Here is a 20,098-nt window from a genome sequence, read left to right on the forward strand (position 1 = left end):
CTGCTGTCCGCTTTCGCACAAAGGCGGAACCGGCGACTAGCAGCCCAGTTTGCTAGTAATGAAACCAAGGCAGCCACACGCCCCGCTTCGGGGCTTCGACCGAGTCGTCAACGGACGCAACGTGCATCTCCTGAACGTCGGCGATGACGCTTATCCGCCCGTCGTCCTGCTGCATGGCTGCGGCAGCCTCGCTCAGGAAGTTCTGGCGCCTTTCAGGAAAACGGGGCTGCACATCGTCGCGCCCGATCGGCCTGGCTACGGTTTGAGCGACCCGCTACCACAAAGGCTGCGAGGGCCGCTGGCCCAGTCCCTATGGCTCGAGGACTTTGTCGACGCCCTTGGGTTCTCCAGCCTGACAATCGCTGGCCATTCCATCGGCTGCGCGCCGGCTATTCTTCTGGCGCGGCGGCGGCCCGATCTGGTGAAGTCTCTGGTGCTGATCGCGCCGTTTTGTCGCCCGACACCGGAGCAGGCAATGTTGCTGCTTCGGCTGGCCATCGCTCCTTGGATCGGCGGCATGTTCTCACAACACCTCCTGTATCGCTTTGCCGACTATTTTGGCGAACGAGTGATGCGCAAGGCACATCATCCCAATCCTGTTCCGGACACACTGGCCGATTTCCCCTATCGACACGCGGCGAGCCCGCAGTCGCTGCGGATGATGGCCGACGAGCTGCTGCAGTTCAATGCCGATATGGCAGCCGTCGGCGATGAACCGATACCATGCGTTACGCATATCATCTACGGAATGGAAGATGCCGTCCTCGATCCGCATTGGCACCTCGACTGGCTTGTCCAGAGAGTGCCTCAAGCGAGAATCCGGTTGCTGCAAGGTGTAGGCCACAATCCTCACCATGCAGCATCCGCCGTCGTTCGCTCCGCTCTGCAAGATGCCGTATGGGCTGGAGCGATACCGGGGCGCTGCGAACGCCCGCCGGTTGCTGAGGGTCTTGTACGGACATCGTAACTCGGCTCAATTGCCGTTCATTCACCCGCAATCACGATGTCCGTCAGGTAAGCGCTTCCACCCACTGTCAGGCGGTAGCTTCTTGCTCTGAGGTCATCACCCTTGGCCTCGATCAGGCCAAGCTCCTCGGCAACGAGCGCTGTTTTCAAACCGACCTGTTTCGGAAGCTTGCGCCACCGGCCTTTTCGCAGATGGTCGAGGAGCAGCTTGAGGCGGACCTGCTTCGCCCCTGATGTCACTTGCTTCCAATCAAGCGTTCGTATTCTTTCTCGGGCGCTCCGTAACAACCGCCGGCAATCTCTTCCAGCTTGGCCCGGTCGCGCACGCGTATCCGACCGCGCGTCGCCTTGATCGCCAGCATGCCTTCGAGAATATGCAAGTGGTCTGTCACACCGGAGCGGCGCACGCCCAGCATCAGGGAGAGGAATTCGTGCGTGAGCGCCATGTCGTCATCGCGGATGCGGTCGTGGCACATCAGCAGCCAGCGCGACAGTCGCTCCGCCATATTATACCTGCCGTTTGCCAGCGCCGAATGGGCAAGCTGCAGTTCACAGGTGTGGATGTAATGAAGAAACAGATCTCGGGATCGGGCATCTTCGTCGATCAGCCGGTAGACGAGTTCAACTGGAACCCTGATGCCGCTTCCATCGATCTGCATGAAGGTGCGATTGGGGGTCGTGTCGAGTCGCAGCAGCCGATGTGTGCCACACAATCCTTCCCAGCCGATATGGCCGACCTCAATGGCCTCGTCATCTACGGTCCTTGCAACGATCGACGCCAATCCCCTTTCGAGAAAGAACACGTGATGGGTTGGCTGATCACTTTCGATCAGCACGGTCCGTACGGGCAGATCGACCCGCTCCATTCCGGGCTGCAGTGCGTCGAATGCTTCCCGGCCAAGGGCGGCAAGCAGCCGGTTCTGAACGTCTAATTTTTGAATCTGAGGCATCTTTGGGCTCCAGCGGGGAGGAGCCCGCACTCGAACCCATCAAGTGACAAGAGAGGCATAGAAAGATTATGGCGCAGATTGCCGAAATAGCCTAGCGTCGTCCGATAACCGTGCGGTTTTGACATAACTTAGGATTCGCAACCCGCAGCGTATCTGTTCTCACCAGCCGGCACAGGTCCTGACTGACGTTGGCACATTCCGCGAAAGGCGGTCGATGCCAAGATTCTTTTTCCACATTTTGACGCGAACGAACATCATCAGGGACGAGGAGGGCACCGATCTTACGGACTTGGGCGCGGCGCGAAGCGAAGCGATCAAGGATGCCAGGGGTATGATGAGCACGGCGATCCGGGAGGGCAAGGACATCTCGCACCGCCAGATCGAGATCTGCAATGCAGATGGCAACATGCTGCTGAAGGTACCGTTTTCTGAGGCGTACGAACCAGGCGACTGACCGTCCTGAGCAGCCTCCTCTCGCCCGAGGTTACAATCTCTTGATCGGAAACCCGATATAGTCCGCATATTCCTGCTCGGGAACGCCGTAGGAGCCTCCGGCAATGTCCTCCAGCTTTTTCCGGTTCACAATCCTGACGTTCCCGCGCGTGGCCTTAATCGCATGCACGCCTTCCAGAATGTGGATCTCGTTGGTAACGCCCGAGCGGCGAACGCCGAGCATGATCGATAGAAACTCGTGGGTGAGCGGCAAATCGTCGGTCAGTAGCCTGTCATGGCACATCAGAAGCCAGCGCGCCAACCGTTCCGGCATGTTGTAGCGGGCATTGGCAAGGGCGGAATGGGCCAGCTGCAACTCAGAACAATGCACGTAGCGCAGCAGCAGGTCGTTGGCTGCCGGCACCTGTTCGACCATATTGAGGAAGACAGAGGTCGGTACGGATATTCCGCTCCCCTCGGCCTGCATAAATGTCCTGTTGGGGGTTTTCGGCACTTTCAGCAGGGCGTGCGCGCCCGACATGCCCTCATAGCCGATGTGCCCAACTTCGACGATTTCGTCGTCGCTGCTTGTGGCAACGACAGATCCGAGCCCGCGCTCCAGGAAGTACACCCGGTCGTTCGCCACACCAGGGGTCACCAACTCATACTTCAATGGAAGATCGACCTGCTGCATCGCCGGTCTCAGAAGCTCGAATGCTTCGAGAGGCAAAGCCCGCAACAGCAAATTTGAAACGGTCGATTGCGAACAGTCGGGCATCGCCCAGCCTCCGGCGGGAATGAGCCCGATCTCATGTCGACGAAAAACGAGGCGTCAGCACTGGATAGCTTATGCCGCAAACTGCCGCCCCAGGCCAAGAGCGCTCGCCGCTCTGTGCGGTTTTGACATTTGTCCATTGTGGCGGTCCTTGGAGCAGAGACACCAGGTTGGTCGATGACTTTGACTCCCCGCTCAACGACGGGACGACACGGCGTTCAACTATAGTCTCTACCGCTTCGCTACGGGCGCTTTCGATGTCGGTATGCTCAGTGCCTACCAAGTCCGGCATAGAGATGCCGTCGTGAACGTTGAAGAAATGGCCAGCCATCGATCCTCGCTCCTGTGCAGGGAAGAGCAAAAAAGACTCTCAGCCAGCCTCGCCTGTGATAAATGCCGGATGATCATCCCATATCGCATGTCACAAAGTTCTGAAGAAGATCCGACTCTCGGTCACCCCTCAACTCGGCTTGGACCAGAACGACTGCTGCCATCTCGATGATGTTCAAGCGCCCCGGAAGATTACGCGACGATGCCGCGATTCACGTCAAACGCAGTTTACCTAGGCGCTGCCAGTTTTTCGTTTGAGATCATATCGGAGATCTTCTCGGCGAGGACCTCGACCGCAAACGGCTTACCGATCATCGCCATATTGGAACCGAGAAACTCGGCCTTCGCTGTGGCATTCTGCGCATATCCCGTCACGAAAATCACGGGGAGCTCAGGACGGTGCTGACGTGCGACCTCGGCAAGTTGACGCCCGTTCATCCCGGGCAAGCCGACATCGGAGATCAATAGGTCAATCGCGCGTGGGGAGGCAATGATCGGTATCGCTGCGTCCGCATTCGAGGCTTCTACCGCTTCGTAAGAGAGATCGGCGAGAACCTCGCAGATCAGCAGGCGGACTGAATCGTCGTCTTCGACGACGAGCACTGTCTGCCCCTGACCCGCTTCGACGGCCAGGCTCTCACGGCTTTGATCCTGATCACCATTATCCGTTGCAGGAAGGAGCAGCCTGATCGTCGTGCCCTCACCAACCCGGCTGTCGATCTCGACCTGACCGCCTGACTGTTGCGCAAAGCCATAGATCATTGAAAGGCCAAGGCCCGTCCCCTGACCAATCGGTTTGGTGGTGAAAAAAGGTTCAAACGCTCTTGCGACAATCTCCGGCGGCATGCCCACCCCCGTATCGCTGACACCGATGGCAACGAACGCTCCGGGCTTCAGACCTGGCAGGGATCGCGCCTCGATTTCATCAATTCTTCTGGTCGCAGTGGAGATCGTCAGACTGCCTCCGTCCGGCATCGCGTCGCGGGCGTTGATCGCCAGGTTCAGCAGAGCGCTTTCCAGCTGATTGGCATCTGCAACGATCCAACCGGCCTCGGGATCAGCCTCGATGTCGATTGCTATGTTCTCAGGCAAGGTCCGCCGCAGCAATTCCCGCGTCGCAACGAGATGGTCGTTGACATCAAGGGGTTTGGCATCAAGCGTTTGGCGACGGGAAAAGGCCAACAACCGGGCGATCAGCGCTGCTGCGCGGTTAGCCGCGTCCGCAGCGGCATCCATGAATCGATCAACATCGTCCAGTCGGCCGCCGGCAATGCGACGCTTGGCAACGTTGATCCCGCCGATGATCCCTGTCAGCATATTGTTGAAGTCGTGTGCAATACCGCCGGTGAGCTGACCGACGGCCTCCATTTTCTGAGACTGCCGAAGCGCTTCTTCTGCCCGATTGCGCGCCGACATTTCCTCTTCGAGTTCGGCCGTGCGCTGCGCGACCCGCTCCTCGAGCGTCCGATTGAGGTCGTCAAGCGCTTGCCGCTCGATCCTCAACGCTGCTTCCGATGCCGCAAGGGCTTCCTCGGTCTTCCTTCGCTGCGTGATGTCGATGACCGTCCCAATGAAGCGAACTGGTTTACCGCCGGCAAACATCGCCCCACCCTTGGCCGCGACCCAGCGCTCGATGCCGTCTTCGATCCCGATCGTTCGAAATTCGATATCATAGATCCCGCTGCTACCAGGCTGGAGGGCTTTGGCGACAGCGTCGTCTGCCATTTGCCGGTCATCGGGGTGAAGGCCCGCGAGGAAGCTGTCTTCATAGGAGATCGCGCCGTCCGCAAAGATACCGAACATTGCCTTGCACCGGTCGTCCCAGCTCAGCCGGCCGGTGACCGGGTCGAAGTCCCACGTTCCAATCTCTGCAGCGTTTGTCGCCAGCCGCAGCCGGGTCTCACTCTCATCCAGTTCCAGGAGCCGATCGCGCATCAGGAACTGTTTCTGGCGAAGGCGCATTGCGGACGCGACAGCGCTGTGGAGCGAGGCTCGGCCGAGCGGGCGTTCGAGCACGACGCTGTTGATGGCGATGTCAAAGAGCTTTAGGTTCGTCAACTGCGCGTTGGTCGTTCGTCCGGAGCGAGGGGCGGCAAGCAGCACAAACGGCACATCCGACCACGTTGGTTGCTTTGCCAACGCGTCTTTTAAAGGAGTTAGGTCGCCGGACAGAGTCTCGTCAGTCAGGAGAATGACGCCGATATCGTCGCAGATCTCGCTGGACAACTCTTTTAGGTCACGGCAGACATCGACCTCGAACTGCTGTTCCCGCAAAAGCGCTGCTAGCGTGTCACCGTCGCGGCCGAACGGTGCGCTGACGAGAACACGCTGCCCCTCCTGCTGACGTTCAAGCATCGCTGCGGCGGTCTTCCAGTAGGGGATCCCTGGACCCGAGATATTCCGGCGTCCCGGTCAGCACACCCCGGAACTGCGACAAGGGTTCGCCGATACGCAGACCTCCACGATCGACCCGCAGCTCGCGGATCGCATCCTCATGCATGCCACCGCGGTTCTTCAGCACAGAGATCGCCTTGCGCACACGGCCTTCAGCCTCGAAGAAGCGCAGCAGTACGACCGTGTCGGCAACATAGGAAATGTTGAGGCTTGTCGACATTGTCCCGACGAGTCCGTGCTGTGGATTGAGCAGGAAAGTCACCACGCCCTTGTGGCTTAGATAGGACAGGAGCTCATGCATCTGCAGGATCAGTTGTTGTTCCTGCGGCATCGCCGCCATGTAACCATTGAGACTGTCGATAACGATCAGCCGTGAGCCGCGGTCTTCAACTTCGCGACGTACCCGAGCTGCGAACTCACCGGGGGAGATTTCCGCGGGATCGATCTGCTGCACGACGAGAGTTCCGTCGTCGATGAAAGCCTGGAGATCGAGGCTGAACGCCTTCGCGCGGGTGAGAAGCGTGCCGATGCGCTCATCGAACTCGTAGACTGTACAACGCTCACCGCGAGCACAAGCTGCATAGAGATACTGCAGCGCCACTGTCGTCTTGCCGCTTCCGGCTGGTCCGGTCACCAATGTGCAAGTTCCGCGCGTCGGGCCGCCGCCGAAGAGATCGTCCAGTTCTCCGATTCCGCTTGCGATCGTTTCGCCAGTGAACTCTGTATGGTGCGTCGCGGCGATCAAGCGCGGATAAACGTGCAGCCCGCCTTTGCGAATGTTGAAATCATGGTAACCGGCGGCGAAATCCACACCCCGTAGCTTCTGGACCTGCAGGCGACGGCGCGCAGCACCGAAATCGAGCGTCAGGCGCTCCAGAGTAATGACCCCGTGACAGAGGCTATGAAGGTGCGAATCCCGCTCACTGGCATTGCCTGACATGTCGTCGACCAGAATGACGGTCGTGTCGCGACCGGAGAAGAACTGCTTCAGGGCAAGAACCTGTCGTCGATAGCGCAGGGGATCCTGGGATAGAAGACGCATTTCGGATAGGCTGTCGAAGACGACCCGTTTTGGCTGGACCTTCTCGACCTCCTCTTGGATCAGCCGGATCGTTTCGCCAAGCTCCATCTCCCAAGGATGCAGGATAGACTGTTCGCGCCCGTCTCCGAAGACGTCGGATGCCGAACTGAATTCAAAAACGTCAAATTCGCTGATGTCGAAACCGTGCGAGGCCGCGACCTCGGACAGCTCCTCCTTTGTTTCCGACAAGGTGATGTAGAGCGCCTTTTCGCCCTGCCTCACCCCCTCGCGTAGAAACTGTAGAGCGAGGGTGGTTTTGCCGGATCCTGGCGCCCCTTCGAGCAGATAAAGCCGGCGAGCCGGCAGCCCACCGGCCAGGATTAGATCAAGACCTTCATTCCCAGTAGATATAGTGGCAGACAAGTTTCGATCCCGGCCTCTGCGACCTCGGTCGCGTTTTTTGATAAAATGTATGCAATTGTTATCCGGCGACAAGATGCAACGCAATATTTCCGCGAGTACAACGAAGCCTCAGCGATTGCCCTGTTCATCGCTTGACCCAATAGCTTCGCAACCAAGAGTGGCAAGGCGGTTCGCGCAACCACGCAGGAAAACTTGTGCTGATAAATCTGCATTTCTTATAGCTCCGCATTTTTCTTATGCGGGCGAACCCTGATCGGATTGCTACCCGCGGAGCAATTTTGATGCCTGCGTCAGTGTGGAAGCCAATACCTCGAATTGATGGCTGGCGAACTGGTAGGCCAATTTGGCATCCGTTGTGCCGCGACACGTTTAGGGTCGCCATGGAGCTCAGGGTTGCCTCCTCGCGAGAATTCGGCACGATTACAGCTGAGATTCGAGAGGCAGCCATTTTATGAGCCACGCTGTCGCGCGCCTCGCGATACCGGCATCCGGCTCGTCGCGGACGAGGGTACGTTTCCCATCGACAACTTTCAGCCACCGCAGGGATCCGTTTTCGAGCCTTAAGGGATAGCTCAGGTCTGTTTCGGTTTCCTTGGCAAAGATCGCGTCCATTTGCGCGACAAGATCCGATGACTTAAACAGCACGCCCATCTCCGTGTTCAAGGAAACGGACCTAGGATCGAGGTTGAGAGATCCTATGAAGCCATACCTGCCATCCCTGGCAAAGGCTTTCGTGTGCAGGCTGGCTTGTTTGGAACCGCGCAAGGAGAAGGATCCCACGTCGGCGATCGATTTCAGCTCGTAGAGCTCAATGCCGGCTTTCAGCAGGGCGGGGCGGTAGCGCGAATACCCCGCGTGTACTGCAGCAACGTCGGTAGCTGCGAGCGAGTTTGTCAGGACGGAAACCTTCACCCCTTTGTCGCGGAGCTTCGTCAGGGCCCTGACACCGCGTTCGCCGGGAATGAAGTACGGCGAGGTGATATGGATGAACTCGGCTGTGCCGGTGATCACAGGAAGAAGCGTTTCCATCAGCACGTTTTGCCCGGTGCGCAGCTTCCCCGCAGCTTTTTCCGGGGGATCGGCAAGAACATCGACTTTATCGACCCAAATGTAATGGTTTTCGGCGACAGCGTCTTCCAGTGATGTTCTGTCTTGAACCCGATCAAGATAAGGCCGGGCACGCTGTTCGAAATCGAGGCGGTCCATGTTGCGTCGAAGCTTCCTCAACTTGTTGGGGCGGCGCGACAGCAACGAGCGTACAGGCACGGCAACAGAACTGTTCCAGTAGTCGTCGAAAAGACGCTCGGTTTTCGCAACGGCTTGACCGACCATCACCAGATCGAAGTCCCTGAAGTTTGCGTCCTCGCCGGCATCGAAATACGGGTCGCCGATATTGCGTCCCCCGACCATCGCGATCCGGCCGTCGGCAATCCATGCCTTGTTGTGCATGCGACGGTTGACGCTTCGAAACCGCAAGACCATCTCGAGGCCGCGGCGCAGGACATTCTCTCGCGCCTTCGTTGGATTGAAGAGCCGCAGCTCGATATTCGGATGGCAGTCAATCGCATAGAAGATCTTGTCGGACATGGAGACGCCGAGATCGTCGAGAAGGATCCTCACGCGTATGCCACGGTCAGCGGCAGCGACGACTTCCCGCATGATCAGCATTCCGGTCAGGTCCGCATTCCACATATAATACATGAGGTCGAGGCTGCGGCCGGCGGAACGGGCAGCTAAAAGGCGGGCTGCGAACGCTTCCAGGTTAGAGGTGATCAAAACGAGCCCGCTTGCCGCCTCCCGCTCGTAGCAAAGCCTGGCGCCATATCGATCAAGCTCGGTGTCTGCAGCGGCTATCTTGAGGGCTTGAGAATCCACTTGCTGGACCCGCTTCAGAAACCCGGGATCGCCTGATGCTGCCAAAACCACCCACAGGGCTAGCAGCGCGACAACCGCGATGATGGCAATGCTGAACCAACTCACACGATACCCCTCAGCTGCGACCATGAAGCAATATATTCGATCCGCCCGAGCAAAATAGGGTGTACCGACTTGCGAGCAAGATGCCGCCGAAAGAGGCGCGAGGAGGAGATAGGACCGACTTTCGAAACCTTCTCTACGCCACCTGCTTTCGAGCCGGCCATAGCAGGCGGTCTGAAAATTGCGGAACCCCAATCAAAGCAGAAAGTTATAGGTCGAACGGGAGGCGGGACCTGCGCAATGGCAATGAAGATACTCGTGGTGGAAGACGAACCAATGCTCCTGATGTTGGCGGTAGACATCGTCGAGGAAGCGGGGTTCGAAGCAGTCGAAGCCCGTAATGCTGATGAGGCAATGGTTGTGCTTGAGGGCGACGAAGACATCTCCATCCTTTGGACAGATATCGACATGCCGGGCTCCATGAACGGATTGATGCTTGCGGCCACCGCTCGCAACCGCTGGCCACCCATGGAAATCCTCATCGTCTCCGGTATGAAGCGCCCGGCAAGTTCCGACATACCCGACCGCGGCGTGTTCCTTCCCAAGCCCTACGATACTCACAAGATCACCGAAACTCTGATGAGAATGGCGGCCTGAAGATGGCCGGGCGATCTGTCCGAATCTAGCCGTCGAGAGCGCTACGCACTTTGCGGGCAAGATCGCCGAGTGTCGTGGGTTTCTGCAAGAATATGACGCCGGGAAGACGACAGGCAGGTGCGGATGCTTGCTTCGGACCTCGTCTGCCAGCTTGCGGCCATTCATTGGCGCCATGACGATGTCGGTCAACAGCAGGCGAATGTCGGCGCGCTCGTCAACGATCTTGAGAGCCGTGACTGGTCCATCTACTGCAATGACGCTGTAGCCGAGTTCTTCCAGCATCTTGGTGTGGATCTCACGGACACTGGCGTCGTCCTCCACCAGCAAGACGGCTTCGCTCGCGGTCCCTCGCGGCACACTTTCGTCCTTCACGTGGGGCGCGATGTCGTTCGTGCCATAGTCACGCGGCAGGTAGATTTTCATCGTCGTGCCGGTTCCGACCTCTGAAAAAATCTTCAGATGTCCACCCGACTGCCTGGCAAAACCAAAGGCCTGGCTGAGGCCAAGGCTGGTCCCCTTACCGACAGGCTTGGTGGTGAAGAACGGGTCGAACGCCTTCTTGATGATCTCCTGCGGCATGCCGCAGCCGGTATCCGTGACCGCAATCATCACATACTGTCCGGGCGCGACGTCGTGTTCTGCCGCGTAAGCTTCGTCGATATGAGCGTTTGCTGTCTCGATCGTCAGCTTGCCGCCGTCCGGCATCGCGTCACGCGCATTGACGGCGAGGTTGAGCACCGCGTTTTCGAGCTGGTTCGCATCGGCCTTGGTCCTCGTCTCACCAAGGGTCGAGGACAGGATCTCGGCCATGTTAGCAACCAGCTTGTTGGCATCGACAGTGTCAGGAGAAAGCGGTTGCTGTCGCGAAAACGCCATGGCGTCAAGTCGAAGTGTGGAGGTATGGACCAATTGATCTCTCAGACGAGCGTGAAATACCGCTGCGGCCTCGAACCAAGCTCCCGCCCGTGCGTTTCTGTGGTATCTGCAGAGGGCGACTTTACTCATGACAACTGACATTGCGAACCATGTAGCAAGACTTGCGTTCGATTCGACCGTGCTTCGCGCAGTCCATGCATTGCCTCAGCATCAGCCCATCGCGGCCGACGAGCGTTTCAATGAACTCCTCAATCGCCTTTCCCAGTCAGAGCAAGGGCCCTCCCTGCCGGTGCATTCGTCACCTGCGACGCAAGAACTCAGGCACGATCATAGGTAAAGGACGTCAAGAGCGTGGTGACGAAGTTGCTCACCCTTTCCTTGACAACCACTTCCGTCCATTCGTCCGTGCCAAGCAGTCGCAAATCGGTATAGTTGCTGTCGACAGAAGCTTCCTCTATGCGTTTGATATTCCTGTTCTCACTGCCGGCATGATACATGTCCCTGATGACCATGCGCAGGATTTCCTGAATGGCGTTCTGCCAAGGGGTATTGATAGCCTGAAGCTCGTGAGCGTCCTGCGTCATAGGAAGTCCTTCGATCGGGGAAAGGTTAGCCCGCTAATGCAGGAGTTTAACGGGCGCGATGATTTCAAAGGTGGCATCCATCCGGGGCCGCAGCCTGCTACTGCGGCACCGAAGAACGCTGTGGTCGACATGAAATCTCTACGGTACATGGTTCACCTTACCTTTTCCGTTGTTCGATCAAAGAGCGAAGTCGACGACGATCTTGCCGAAAGCACCACGGGTGAGGTGGTCCAAGGCCTTCTGGAGATCCGATAGGCCATAGCGGGCGTCGACGATGGGCTTGATCTGCAATTCGTCGATCGCCCTCACAAGCTCTTCCTGCGCGCGTTGATGACCGACGGCAATACCCTGAATGACAGGCCCTTTCAGAAGGAGTGGGCCAACGGAAGCAGACAACTGCCCGCCTTCCAAAACGCCGATCATCGAGATGCGGCCACCAGGCGCGACTGCTTCGAGAGCCTTTGCGAGGTGAGGGCCGCCAACAATTTCGAGAACATGATCGACGCCGCGGTCCGACGTGATGTCGTAGACTTTACCGACCCAGTCCTCGCGAGTTCGGTTGATCACGAAATCGGCAAGGCCAAGCGCCTTCGCCCGTTCGAGCTTCTCGTCGCTTCCGGAAACGAGGATCACGGTCGCACCTTTTGACTTGGCGATCTGCGCGCCGAAGATCGCGACGCCGCCCGTTCCCTCAATCAGGACTGTCTGGCCCTTCTCGACCCGGCCGAGTTCGACGAGCGCGTACCAGGCGGTGAGCCCCGCGCAAGGAAGCGTGCTGGCCCCGACCTCGTCGAGTGTTGATGGGCCTTTCGTCAGCCATGCCGCCGGAAAAGCGACGTATTCGCTCAAGACGCCTGGATAGTGACCGCCAAGGGATTGGTAGTTTGGATGTCGACCGGACCCGAGAGGGCGACCATCTTTCCAGTCCGGAACGAATGTCGAGATCACCCGGTTTCCGAGCGCGAACTTTTCAACTGACTTGCCCACCTCGACAACCGTACCAGACATGTCTGAGCCTATGGTAATCGGCAAGTCGAACTCGCCCATGCGCCCGGCAATAACGTCCTGGTCGCGATAATTGAGTGCGACCGCATTGACCCTGACGAGCACTTCGTCTGGCCCAACTATTGGGACTGGCACTTGTTCAAGGCTCAGTCCGTTCCGGTTGAAGGCTGATAGTTCCCAACGCTTCATGAGGTTTTGCATGGATTTAATCCTTCCGATTTTTGATGACGAGAAGGTAGCACCTCGAACAGCGCACCAGTCGCGCCGTTTCGGCTCGACTCTGGTGCGTAAGGTGCTACAATGACTTTATGACGATCTCCATGAGCGACATCCCCGTTTTCGTCTGTGCCGTCGATACCGGAGGCTTTTCCGAAGCTGGGCGACGGCTGAACCTGTCACGCTCTTCGGTCGGAAGGGCGGTCGCCCGCCTCGAAGCAGGTCTGAATGTCCGGCTGTTCGACCGAACCACGCGTCATCAGAGCGTCACGGCGGACGGACAGCTCTTTTACGAGCACTGCCAGCGGGCGATGGCCGAACTTCGTGCCGTCGAGGCCGCGCTGGATTCGGGATCGAGCGCGCCGCGGGGCAAGCTTCGGGTGTCTATGCCTGTTCTCTTCGGTCGAATGTGTGTCGCTCCCATCCTGACCAGGCTTGCCAGAGAAAACCCCGGCCTTGAGCTGGAACTCAGCTTCAGCGATCGTAAAGTCGATCTCCTGGAAGACGGCTTCGACCTCGCGATACGAAACGGTTCGCCGGGCAATGCCGCGGGCACGCGCATCCGTCGGGTCGGCCATGAGGAGACGATGCTTTACGCCGCGCCGGGCTACCTCGAAAGGCAAGGCGTTCCGGAAGCTATCTCAGAGCTCGACGCCCATGACACGGTCACGTATTCCCGCGCGGGGCGGGTGCAGTCCTGGACGCTCGAGGTCGAAGGTGTCGTCCATGAATTCAATCCTGTCTCCCGGCTCCGGTTTGACGACATCGACGCCATAGCAGACGCCGCGACAGAGGGTTTCGGACTAGCGTGGCTGCCGTTCTGGCTCGTCAAGAAACGGGTCGAGACCGGTGAGCTCGTGCCTGTGATGCGGCAGATGCCTCCCTATGTATCCGAGGTCTGGGCTTTGTGGCCGGATGGCGCTCACCTGCCAACCCGGGTGCGGGCGGCCATAGATGCACTCGTAACGGAACTGCCGAAGCAAGCATCATCGTCGAACGGCGCTGGGAGGGATGATACATGTGTGTAAAAGTATGTGCAGGAATGGTCGGAAATATCCCAGCCTTCCATACCGTAAAGGCATAAGATGGACCGGCTTTCCGAGCTCAAGGCGTTCCTTGCGGTCGTCGAGACGGGCGGCTTTACGGCGGCCGCCCGCAGAACCGGCACGTCACAGCCGGCGGTCAGCAAAGCGATCGGTGCGCTCGAAAACCGTCTGGGCGTCGCACTCTTCAATCGCAGCACCCGAAACGTCACCTTGACGGATCAGGGGCAAAGATACTTCGACAGGATGAAGCCGTTGCTCGAGGAGATCGACGACGCCAATCGCGAGGTCATAGGCAGCGCGGTCGACATGTCGGGGTCGATACGCATTGCTGTCCCCACCACCCTCGGTCGACTTCATATCCTGCCAATCATTCCGGATCTGCTGTCCAGATTTCCCAAGCTCGAAGTGGATCTGGTTCTATCGGACCTCATGCGGGACATGGTCGAGGATCGGGTCGATTTGGTGATAAGAGTGGGGTCTGTCGAAGAGCCCGATGCCGTCGTCAGACGGGTGGCAAAGACTCCTCTCGTATGCGTCGGATCTCGCCAGTATTTCGAAAAGCATGGTATTCCCACAAAGCCTGCCGATCTTGCAGATCACAACTGCCTCGTCTACGGCGGCTTCAAGGAGTCGGCGAATTGGCCATTCGTCGGTCAAGAAGGTCACTTCAGCGTCGCAGTGCGCGGCAACCTCACCTCCAACAGCATCGAGACGATCCGTGCGGGTGTGCTTGCAGGCGTCGGGATCGGCATGTTCACCAAGGCATCGCTCGTCGAAGAGCTCTCGCATCCTGACGTCGTGACGATCCTCGGCGAATATGTTCAGGGCACAAGGGACATCAGCTTTGTCTGGCCGAAGCGTCGGCTGGTTTCTGCGCGGGTTCGGCACGTGACAGACTTCCTCGCCGCGTCGCTCGAAGGGCGGATCTAGCGGCATTTGAACGCCTTGGCGACCTTCGGTAACAAGCGCCGGAGTGTGAGATCCGCACTTTAAGCTCGCTGCTATTTATTCCAATATCGCATCAATTTCATGCCATTCGTCCGTATTATAGTTATTTTCGCCATGCGCTACAAACAGTGATCGTCAGAATTCATCGAGAACACGATCATGAACATTTCACTTGAAGGTCGCAAGGCAGTCGTCACCGGATCCACCGCCGGCATTGGTCGGGCGATCGCACAGGGCTTGGCGCGGGCCGGCGCATCCGTGGTTATCAATGGCCGTAGCGAGGGCCGGGTCTCCACAGCGGTGGCTGAAGTCAAGGCGCTCTTCCCAGACATCGAGATCGCCGGCGTGGTTGCGGATCTGGCCACCAAGGAAGGCAGCGCGGTTCTTGCAGCCCAGGCGCCCGATGCCGACATTCTTATCAACAACGCAGGCACAGCCAATCCCAAACCCTTCTCCGATCTTACCGATGAAGACTGGCTGAGCCTGTTTCAGCTCAACGTCATGAGTGGCGTTCGTGCAGCGCGCCATTACCTGCCGAGGATGACCGCGCGGGGCTGGGGGCGTGTTGTGTTCATCAGCAGCGAATCCGCACTCGCAATCCCAAGGGATATGATCGACTACGGCATGACCAAGACGGCGCAGTTGGCGATCTCGCGAGGTTTGGCTGAGACGGTTGCGGGGACGGGCGTGACGGTCAATTCGGTGCTTCCTGGTCCGACGAACTCTGAAATCATGGCGAACTGGATGGCGGGAACGGCTCGGGAACAGGGCATCACCCAGGAAGAGGCGGAACAGCAATTCCTGAAGGCCATGCGCCCGACAACGCTCATCAATCGGTTCACGAGCACGGAGGAGGTGGCCAACATGGTCGTCTACATATGCTCGGAGCAGGCATCCGGAACAACCGGGGCCTCCATGCGCGTTGATGGCGGTGTGCTTAGACAGATCGCATAGCTCATTCAGACAAACACACTCAAGGAAGCTATCATGGCAACGGCACAGAACGAGCTGAAGCGTGCGCAATCACCCTCATATGATCTCACTGGAAAACGTGTGGTCGTCGTCGGCGGCAAAACAGGGATAGGGCTCGGCATCGCTCAGGCCGCTCACGCGGCGGGAGCGAGCGTAACGGTCGCCAGCCGGCGCTCGGTTTCTTCAGCAGACCATCCAGAGCTGGCGCCCTTCGAGCAGCTAGTGCTCGACATTAGCGATGAGGACGACGTTCGGGCTTCCTTCAAGGCAATTGGCAATCTGGATCATTTGCTTGTCGCTGCGGGGCCAACCGATGGCAGCTGGGGTGCATTCATGGACGAAGACATGCGAGGGGCGCGCAGCTACGGCAATAGCAAGTTTCTCGGCTCCTGGGCATGTGCGCGCTATGCTGTACCAAAACTCTCCTCTAACGGGTCGATCACCTTTATGACCGGAGGGATCGCGGCCCGTTCGAAGATCGGCATGACGAGCGTCACATCGACTTTTGCCGCAGTGGAGGCACTCGCGCGCTCGCTGGCGCTCGAACTTGGCCCAATCAGGGTAAACGTCATTCGGCCTGGGTTCATCGATACCGACCTTTGGAACTTCCTTTCCGCGACAGACGCCGCTGATGTCCGCGAAAAGGTGCGCGCCAATTTCCCAGCGCGCCGGATCGGTCAACCGGCCGACGTGGGGCACGCTGCGGTGTTTTTGATGACCAACCCCTACGTTACAGGCACTGTGCTTGAGGTGTCTGGCGGAGAGCAGCTCGTCGATTGGCAGTTCTGAGCGGTTTCTTGCCGTTTTCACATTCCAAACCCGAGACGGTTATCATCGCGCATCATACTCGTGCCCCTCGTCACCCCATCACGATTACGGATTTTCCTGGAAGCCGGTTGCCGGCTTCGAAGTCTCCGATCAGGGAAATCGCCTCGGATAAAGGGGCGGTGCGGCTGATCGGTATCGTGAACTGGCCGGTGGTGGCCAGGTCGATGATCTTTTGCAGGATGGATGTGACCTATGCTCTCGACCGTTATACTGTTTTTGAAGAACAGTATAACGCCGGAGTCGAGCTTATGAAGTCCGTCGATCTCACGTATCAGACGATGCTCGCCGAGTTGCCAGCGCTCGTTAGGTGCTACGCTTCCCGGGCCAGGCCGTGAGTGCGATGTCGATCATCCGCTTCAGCCGCGCATTGCAGGCGCCATCGCAGGCCTGTGCGGACATGCCCTGGATAATCGCACCATAGAAGCGCGCGAGCGTATCGGTATCGGTTTGCGCCGGCAGTTCGCCTTCCTCGACGGCCCGGTCAAACCGGGCTTTGAGTGTCTGCATCGAGGTCTCGCGCAATGCCGCCGTCATCCGCGCCACTGACGCATTCTCTTCCGCGTGCTGCAGGACCGCCGTCGAGACCATGCAACCTCGCGGCTTGTCCGGCTGGGTGTCACCATCAGCGATGTCGTAAAGGTAGAGGCTTAGGGCTTTGTGAACCGGAAGGTTGGACGCTAAGATTTCTAACCGGCGGCTGTTTTCACGGGCAATGCTGAAGTCGAGCGACTGACGGTATAATTCCTCCTTTGAGCCGAACATCGAATAGAGAGTCGGCGGATTGATCCCCATGGCCTTCGTGAGGTCGGCCGTCGAGGTTCCTTCGTAGCCGCGTTCCCAGAACAAGCGTGCCGCGATGTCGAGCCCGACGTCGCGATCAAGCACGCGTGGTCTGCCTCGTTTGCGGACTGGATCCGTCATTAAAATAGCAATCCCTATTAAATTGTTGACAGGCGAGCTTCACCGCTTATGATAGCGATCACTACTTAATTTAGCAACGGAGTGACCCCATGTCCCAAAGACTAGCAAACAAGATAGCCCTTATCACAGGAAGTTCGCGCGGTATCGGCCGGGCGGTTGCTCTTGCGTTTGCGAGGGAGGGTGCCGCACTGATTGGCGTGCACTACACCGCCAACGGGGATGCGGCCAAGGCCACCGTACGCGACATCGAGGCGCTTGGTGTCAAGGCTGTCGGTGTCAAAGCTGATCTGAGACAGGGCAAGGAGGCGGCCGACAGTCTCTGGGCGCAGTTCAGCGAAGCCGCGCGTACCGAGACGGGCTCGTCCGCTCTTGATATTCTTGTGAACAATGCAGGCATTGCGCCGGCACTGCCGTTGAAGCAGACGAGCGAAGCTGCTTTCGATGAGGTGATGACGATTAACTACAAGGCGCCGTTCTTCCTGATCCAGGCAGTGGCCGATCACATTCGTGACAACGGCCGCGTCATCAATGTCTCCACTGGGTTTACGCGGATCGCGGCGCCGACCCATCCCGCCTATGCGGCCTCCAAGGGGGCGCTGGAGACATTGACCCTGGCGCTGGCGCCTGAATTTGCAGCTCGCGGGATTACGGTCAATGCCGTGCTGCCGGGTGTAACGGAGACGGATATGAATGCCGAGTGGTTGGCATCGCCGGATGCGCGCGCCGGCGCCGAAGCCCTCTCGGTCTTTTCACGTGTCGGACAGGCGGAGGACGTCGCCGACGTCATCGCCTTCCTCGCATCGAACGATGCGCGTTGGACGACGGGCCAGATGATTGATGCGACGGGTGGCGCCCGGATCTGATCGATCCCGACACTCCGCTATGTTTGTAGCCATTCCAGCTGCGGCAGAGGACGCACCCTTGACAAGGCGCCGGTTGAGGTCCGGCTCCCCGTCAAACTACTAGACAGGATCGCGCTCGCCGAGCGCGATCCTGTCTTCATCCACTCGGCGGGGCGGCTGCCCCAAGCTGGCGGGATCATTCCTCACATCGTGCAGAACGATGGAGCGGTCCGGATCGATAGTGGGAATGCATTGCTGCGCGGCCGCCGGCCTAGATCGGCGGCGTTGAGCTGCATCCCTGGAACTGTGAGCCTGGTCAGCCGGAAGTGCCTGGCCATCCGGTGTTCGACCTCGGTCCTGATGTCGAGTTCTCGACTGTCGTCGAAGGCGCCCGTGAAATCCGCGACCGCCTGGAAGAGCTCGGTCGATGTTGCGCTGGGTCACCGGTTGCTCCTAAAACCGTTCAGCAAAACACCAGTGGCTCACTTGGCTGCCACGGTTTAGCAGATCGACCAATTTATTGGCCTCCTCGGCGGTGAGCATGTCCATGACAAACCCATCGATGATGGCCGCCTGTCCGATGACTTATCGAACACCGTCCAGTAAATGTTGAGGTTCTTGCAAGGGCTGTATCTCTGCGCTGCCATCGTGAACGACCTCCGTGTGGTAACGACTTTCGTTCAATTGTGAGCGGTCGATCAGACATGGCTGCCGGGCGTCTCTTGGAAATCTGCGAGGCTCGTGACACCAGTCGGCAGCTCAGCAGAGGAAGAGGGCTCGCATTCAGCGGGTGGCAAATGAACTCTGGCACCACGAAGAGTTAGGCCGCTCGTTGCCTTCAAGAAGGCGCTCACAATAGAGCATTCTTGTACCCGCTAATGAAGAGATGCGTTGGAATCAGGCATGCTATCTTTTCGTATAACGGCGCTTGCATCACTGGTTTATCCACCATGCGCTTGCCGCCGCTTCCTACAGTCCTCCCGGCCTCGTGTTTCCAGTTACCGCGGCCTCGATGAAGAGCTTTCGCGCCAAGGATGACTCAGGTGAAGACCATGGCGAGCCATCGGAGGGCGGACGCAATGGCGGGCGCGACTTCCGCAGGACTGCCATTTCATTCGGCCGTTGGGCTGTGCATCGATTTGTGTGGACCTCCATTCGCTCGGCAAAGAATACTGAGGGCATCTTGCAATCTAAGGGCGGCCAGCGCCCGCGTTGCTTCCTCGGCTGGCCATCCGGCTGCCATTGCCGCCGAAAGCAAGGTGGATTCGGTGCGCAGCGCCAGTCTTTCGTAGAGGGGTTCAAGCGCCTCGTGGGCGGTGACTAGGCGCTCGTCTCGAGGCGTGATCGGAGTCGGAGATAGCGTCGGCATTCTGCGTCCTTCCCTAAGGGTTTTGAACCTGAAAACTGGCCATAGTTCCAACGTTCTGTGAATGGCTAGCGACCCCGGTGCGAGGATGAGCAGCGTGGCGAAGCCTGCACTTGCGAGCAACGTTAAAACAAAGTGCGCAGGTCAACCATCATACTTGTGTATGCGGAAATTATACGGCCGCAGCAGACAAGCGGGAGCTGGGGAGCCATCCCAGGCTCAACCAGTCGTTTTCGAGGATGTTGCCCTCGGAAAAGGAGCTCGATATCGGCGTCATGGTCGTCTGTCTTTGCCGAGGGCATCTCGCGAAGCGTGTGATGGTCGACTTTTCAGCAGAGCCATCGCGCGGCTTGCCGGCCTCGAGCAAGGCCTCCTAAACCCCCGTATAAGTCATCCCCTCCCATTTGCCACCCGATCCTAACCTCCGATCAATGGCAGGTCGGGCAGCGTCCTGCTATGGTCAGGTTACATTCTCCCACGCGGCCATTTCGTCAAGCTCACTGGGAGTTCAGCGGGGTACCTGAATCAAGGACATTCCGGACGGCGGGTTCACCGCCGGCGAGCCCACGGGTCGCACCGTTTGCGTCGTTCTTTGCGTTCTTCCGAGGATTGGCACCATGACATATGAA

The 20,098-nt window shown here is 58.6% G+C and carries 20 protein-coding genes and 3 pseudogenes; 10 read left to right on the top strand and 13 right to left on the bottom strand.

What is annotated here, in order from left to right; all coding sequences use genetic code 11:
- The first annotated feature begins 121 nt into the window (after positions 1–121).
- Positions 122–967: an alpha/beta fold hydrolase gene (locus tag AC245Y_RS33615; protein WP_245274077.1), complete on the top strand. Its 846-nt coding sequence runs from the start codon at positions 122–124 to the stop codon at positions 965–967.
- A gap of 17 nt (positions 968–984) precedes the next feature.
- Here the strand turns inward: AC245Y_RS33615 and AC245Y_RS33620 are convergent, their stop codons facing one another.
- Together AC245Y_RS33620 and AC245Y_RS33625 are read right to left on the bottom strand one after the other, a co-directional pair.
- Positions 985–1,206, bottom strand: coding sequence for a hypothetical protein (locus AC245Y_RS33620; protein ID WP_012760442.1), 222 nt, complete (start codon positions 1,204–1,206; stop codon positions 985–987).
- Complete coding sequence (locus tag AC245Y_RS33625) at positions 1,203–1,916, bottom strand: Crp/Fnr family transcriptional regulator (RefSeq protein WP_020487162.1); 714 nt, start codon at positions 1,914–1,916, stop codon at positions 1,203–1,205. Before AC245Y_RS33625 ends, AC245Y_RS33620 begins: the two co-directional genes overlap by 4 nt.
- A gap of 214 nt (positions 1,917–2,130) precedes the next feature.
- Here AC245Y_RS33625 and AC245Y_RS33630 point away from each other — a divergent pair, with 214 nt between their 5' ends.
- Positions 2,131–2,370, top strand: coding sequence for a DUF6894 family protein (locus AC245Y_RS33630; protein ID WP_003555424.1), 240 nt, complete (start codon positions 2,131–2,133; stop codon positions 2,368–2,370).
- A gap of 30 nt (positions 2,371–2,400) precedes the next feature.
- Here AC245Y_RS33630 and AC245Y_RS33635 read toward each other — a convergent pair whose 3' ends face one another.
- The 5 genes from AC245Y_RS33635 to AC245Y_RS33655 form a co-directional block, all read right to left on the bottom strand.
- Positions 2,401–3,126 carry a Crp/Fnr family transcriptional regulator gene (locus tag AC245Y_RS33635; RefSeq protein ID WP_017997367.1) on the bottom strand — a complete coding sequence of 242 codons (726 nt, stop codon included), beginning with the start codon at positions 3,124–3,126 and terminating at the stop codon, positions 2,401–2,403.
- 31 nt (positions 3,127–3,157) lie between these two features.
- Complete coding sequence (locus AC245Y_RS33640) at positions 3,158–3,454, bottom strand: DUF6894 family protein (protein ID WP_003555426.1); 297 nt, start codon at positions 3,452–3,454, stop codon at positions 3,158–3,160.
- Between the two features lie 227 nt (positions 3,455–3,681).
- Complete coding sequence (locus tag AC245Y_RS33645) at positions 3,682–5,808, bottom strand: ATP-binding protein (RefSeq protein WP_017997366.1); 2,127 nt, start codon at positions 5,806–5,808, stop codon at positions 3,682–3,684.
- Complete coding sequence (locus tag AC245Y_RS33650; protein ID WP_017997365.1) at positions 5,801–7,291, bottom strand: ATPase domain-containing protein; 1,491 nt, start codon at positions 7,289–7,291, stop codon at positions 5,801–5,803. The genes AC245Y_RS33645 and AC245Y_RS33650 overlap by 8 nt, the downstream gene beginning before the upstream one ends.
- A gap of 420 nt (positions 7,292–7,711) precedes the next feature.
- Complete coding sequence (locus AC245Y_RS33655) at positions 7,712–9,271, bottom strand: phospholipase D family protein (protein WP_003555431.1); 1,560 nt, start codon at positions 9,269–9,271, stop codon at positions 7,712–7,714.
- 282 nt (positions 9,272–9,553) lie between these two features.
- On the opposite strand from AC245Y_RS33655, the gene AC245Y_RS33660 reads away from it, so the two are divergent.
- Complete coding sequence (locus AC245Y_RS33660; RefSeq protein WP_313903143.1) at positions 9,554–9,865, top strand: response regulator; 312 nt, start codon at positions 9,554–9,556, stop codon at positions 9,863–9,865.
- 156 nt (positions 9,866–10,021) lie between these two features.
- On the opposite strand, the pseudogene AC245Y_RS33665 reads toward AC245Y_RS33660, so the two are convergent.
- From AC245Y_RS33665 to AC245Y_RS33675, 3 genes and pseudogenes are all read right to left on the bottom strand, one after another.
- A pseudogene (locus AC245Y_RS33665) lies at positions 10,022–10,882 on the bottom strand (ATP-binding protein); the annotation flags it as partial.
- 176 nt (positions 10,883–11,058) lie between these two features.
- Positions 11,059–11,325 carry a hypothetical protein gene (locus tag AC245Y_RS33670; RefSeq protein ID WP_003555433.1) on the bottom strand — a complete coding sequence of 89 codons (267 nt, stop codon included), beginning with the start codon at positions 11,323–11,325 and terminating at the stop codon, positions 11,059–11,061.
- 177 nt (positions 11,326–11,502) lie between these two features.
- Complete coding sequence (locus AC245Y_RS33675) at positions 11,503–12,531, bottom strand: zinc-dependent alcohol dehydrogenase family protein (protein WP_026157716.1); 1,029 nt, start codon at positions 12,529–12,531, stop codon at positions 11,503–11,505.
- Between the two features lie 107 nt (positions 12,532–12,638).
- Here AC245Y_RS33675 and AC245Y_RS33680 point away from each other — a divergent pair, with 107 nt between their 5' ends.
- The 5 genes from AC245Y_RS33680 to AC245Y_RS33700 all read left to right on the top strand — a co-directional run bounded on the left by AC245Y_RS33680 (position 12,639) and on the right by AC245Y_RS33700 (position 16,675).
- Positions 12,639–13,574: a LysR family transcriptional regulator gene (locus AC245Y_RS33680; protein ID WP_017997363.1), complete on the top strand. Its 936-nt coding sequence runs from the start codon at positions 12,639–12,641 to the stop codon at positions 13,572–13,574.
- A gap of 57 nt (positions 13,575–13,631) precedes the next feature.
- The gene (locus tag AC245Y_RS33685) at positions 13,632–14,522 is read left to right on the top strand and encodes a LysR family transcriptional regulator (RefSeq protein WP_017997362.1); all 891 of its coding nucleotides are present in this window, start codon (positions 13,632–13,634) and stop codon (positions 14,520–14,522) included.
- 177 nt (positions 14,523–14,699) lie between these two features.
- Positions 14,700–15,494, top strand: coding sequence for an SDR family NAD(P)-dependent oxidoreductase (locus tag AC245Y_RS33690; protein WP_012760431.1), 795 nt, complete (start codon positions 14,700–14,702; stop codon positions 15,492–15,494).
- A 33-nt stretch (positions 15,495–15,527) separates the two neighbouring features.
- Entirely contained in the window at positions 15,528–16,301 is a 774-nt protein-coding gene (locus tag AC245Y_RS33695) for an SDR family oxidoreductase (protein ID WP_003555162.1), read from the top strand.
- Positions 16,289–16,675 carry a hypothetical protein gene (locus tag AC245Y_RS33700; RefSeq protein WP_245274076.1) on the top strand — a complete coding sequence of 129 codons (387 nt, stop codon included), beginning with the start codon at positions 16,289–16,291 and terminating at the stop codon, positions 16,673–16,675. Before AC245Y_RS33695 ends, AC245Y_RS33700 begins: the two co-directional genes overlap by 13 nt.
- On the opposite strand, the gene AC245Y_RS33705 is transcribed toward AC245Y_RS33700, so the two are convergent.
- The gene (locus tag AC245Y_RS33705) at positions 16,644–17,261 is read right to left on the bottom strand and encodes a TetR/AcrR family transcriptional regulator (RefSeq protein WP_003555158.1); all 618 of its coding nucleotides are present in this window, start codon (positions 17,259–17,261) and stop codon (positions 16,644–16,646) included. The genes AC245Y_RS33700 and AC245Y_RS33705 overlap by 32 nt on opposite strands.
- A gap of 89 nt (positions 17,262–17,350) precedes the next feature.
- On the opposite strand from AC245Y_RS33705, the gene AC245Y_RS33710 reads away from it, so the two are divergent.
- Together AC245Y_RS33710 and ligD are read left to right on the top strand one after the other, a co-directional pair.
- Positions 17,351–18,124 (top strand): SDR family oxidoreductase, encoded by a 774-nt coding sequence (locus AC245Y_RS33710; RefSeq protein WP_012760428.1) that lies wholly within the window; start codon positions 17,351–17,353, stop codon positions 18,122–18,124.
- Between the two features lie 254 nt (positions 18,125–18,378).
- Positions 18,379–18,528: pseudogene (gene ligD, locus AC245Y_RS33715) on the top strand (non-homologous end-joining DNA ligase LigD); the annotation flags it as partial.
- Between the two features lie 28 nt (positions 18,529–18,556).
- Here the strand turns inward: ligD and AC245Y_RS33720 are convergent.
- Positions 18,557–18,750: pseudogene (locus AC245Y_RS33720) on the bottom strand (hypothetical protein).
- Positions 18,751–19,214: 464 nt separating this feature from the next.
- On the bottom strand, positions 19,215–19,472 hold the full coding sequence (locus tag AC245Y_RS33725; protein ID WP_003555151.1) for a thioredoxin domain-containing protein: 258 nt from the start codon (positions 19,470–19,472) through the stop codon (positions 19,215–19,217).
- Positions 19,473–20,098 lie beyond the last annotated feature (626 nt).

Source organism: Rhizobium sp. SRDI943, from assembly GCF_057653695.1.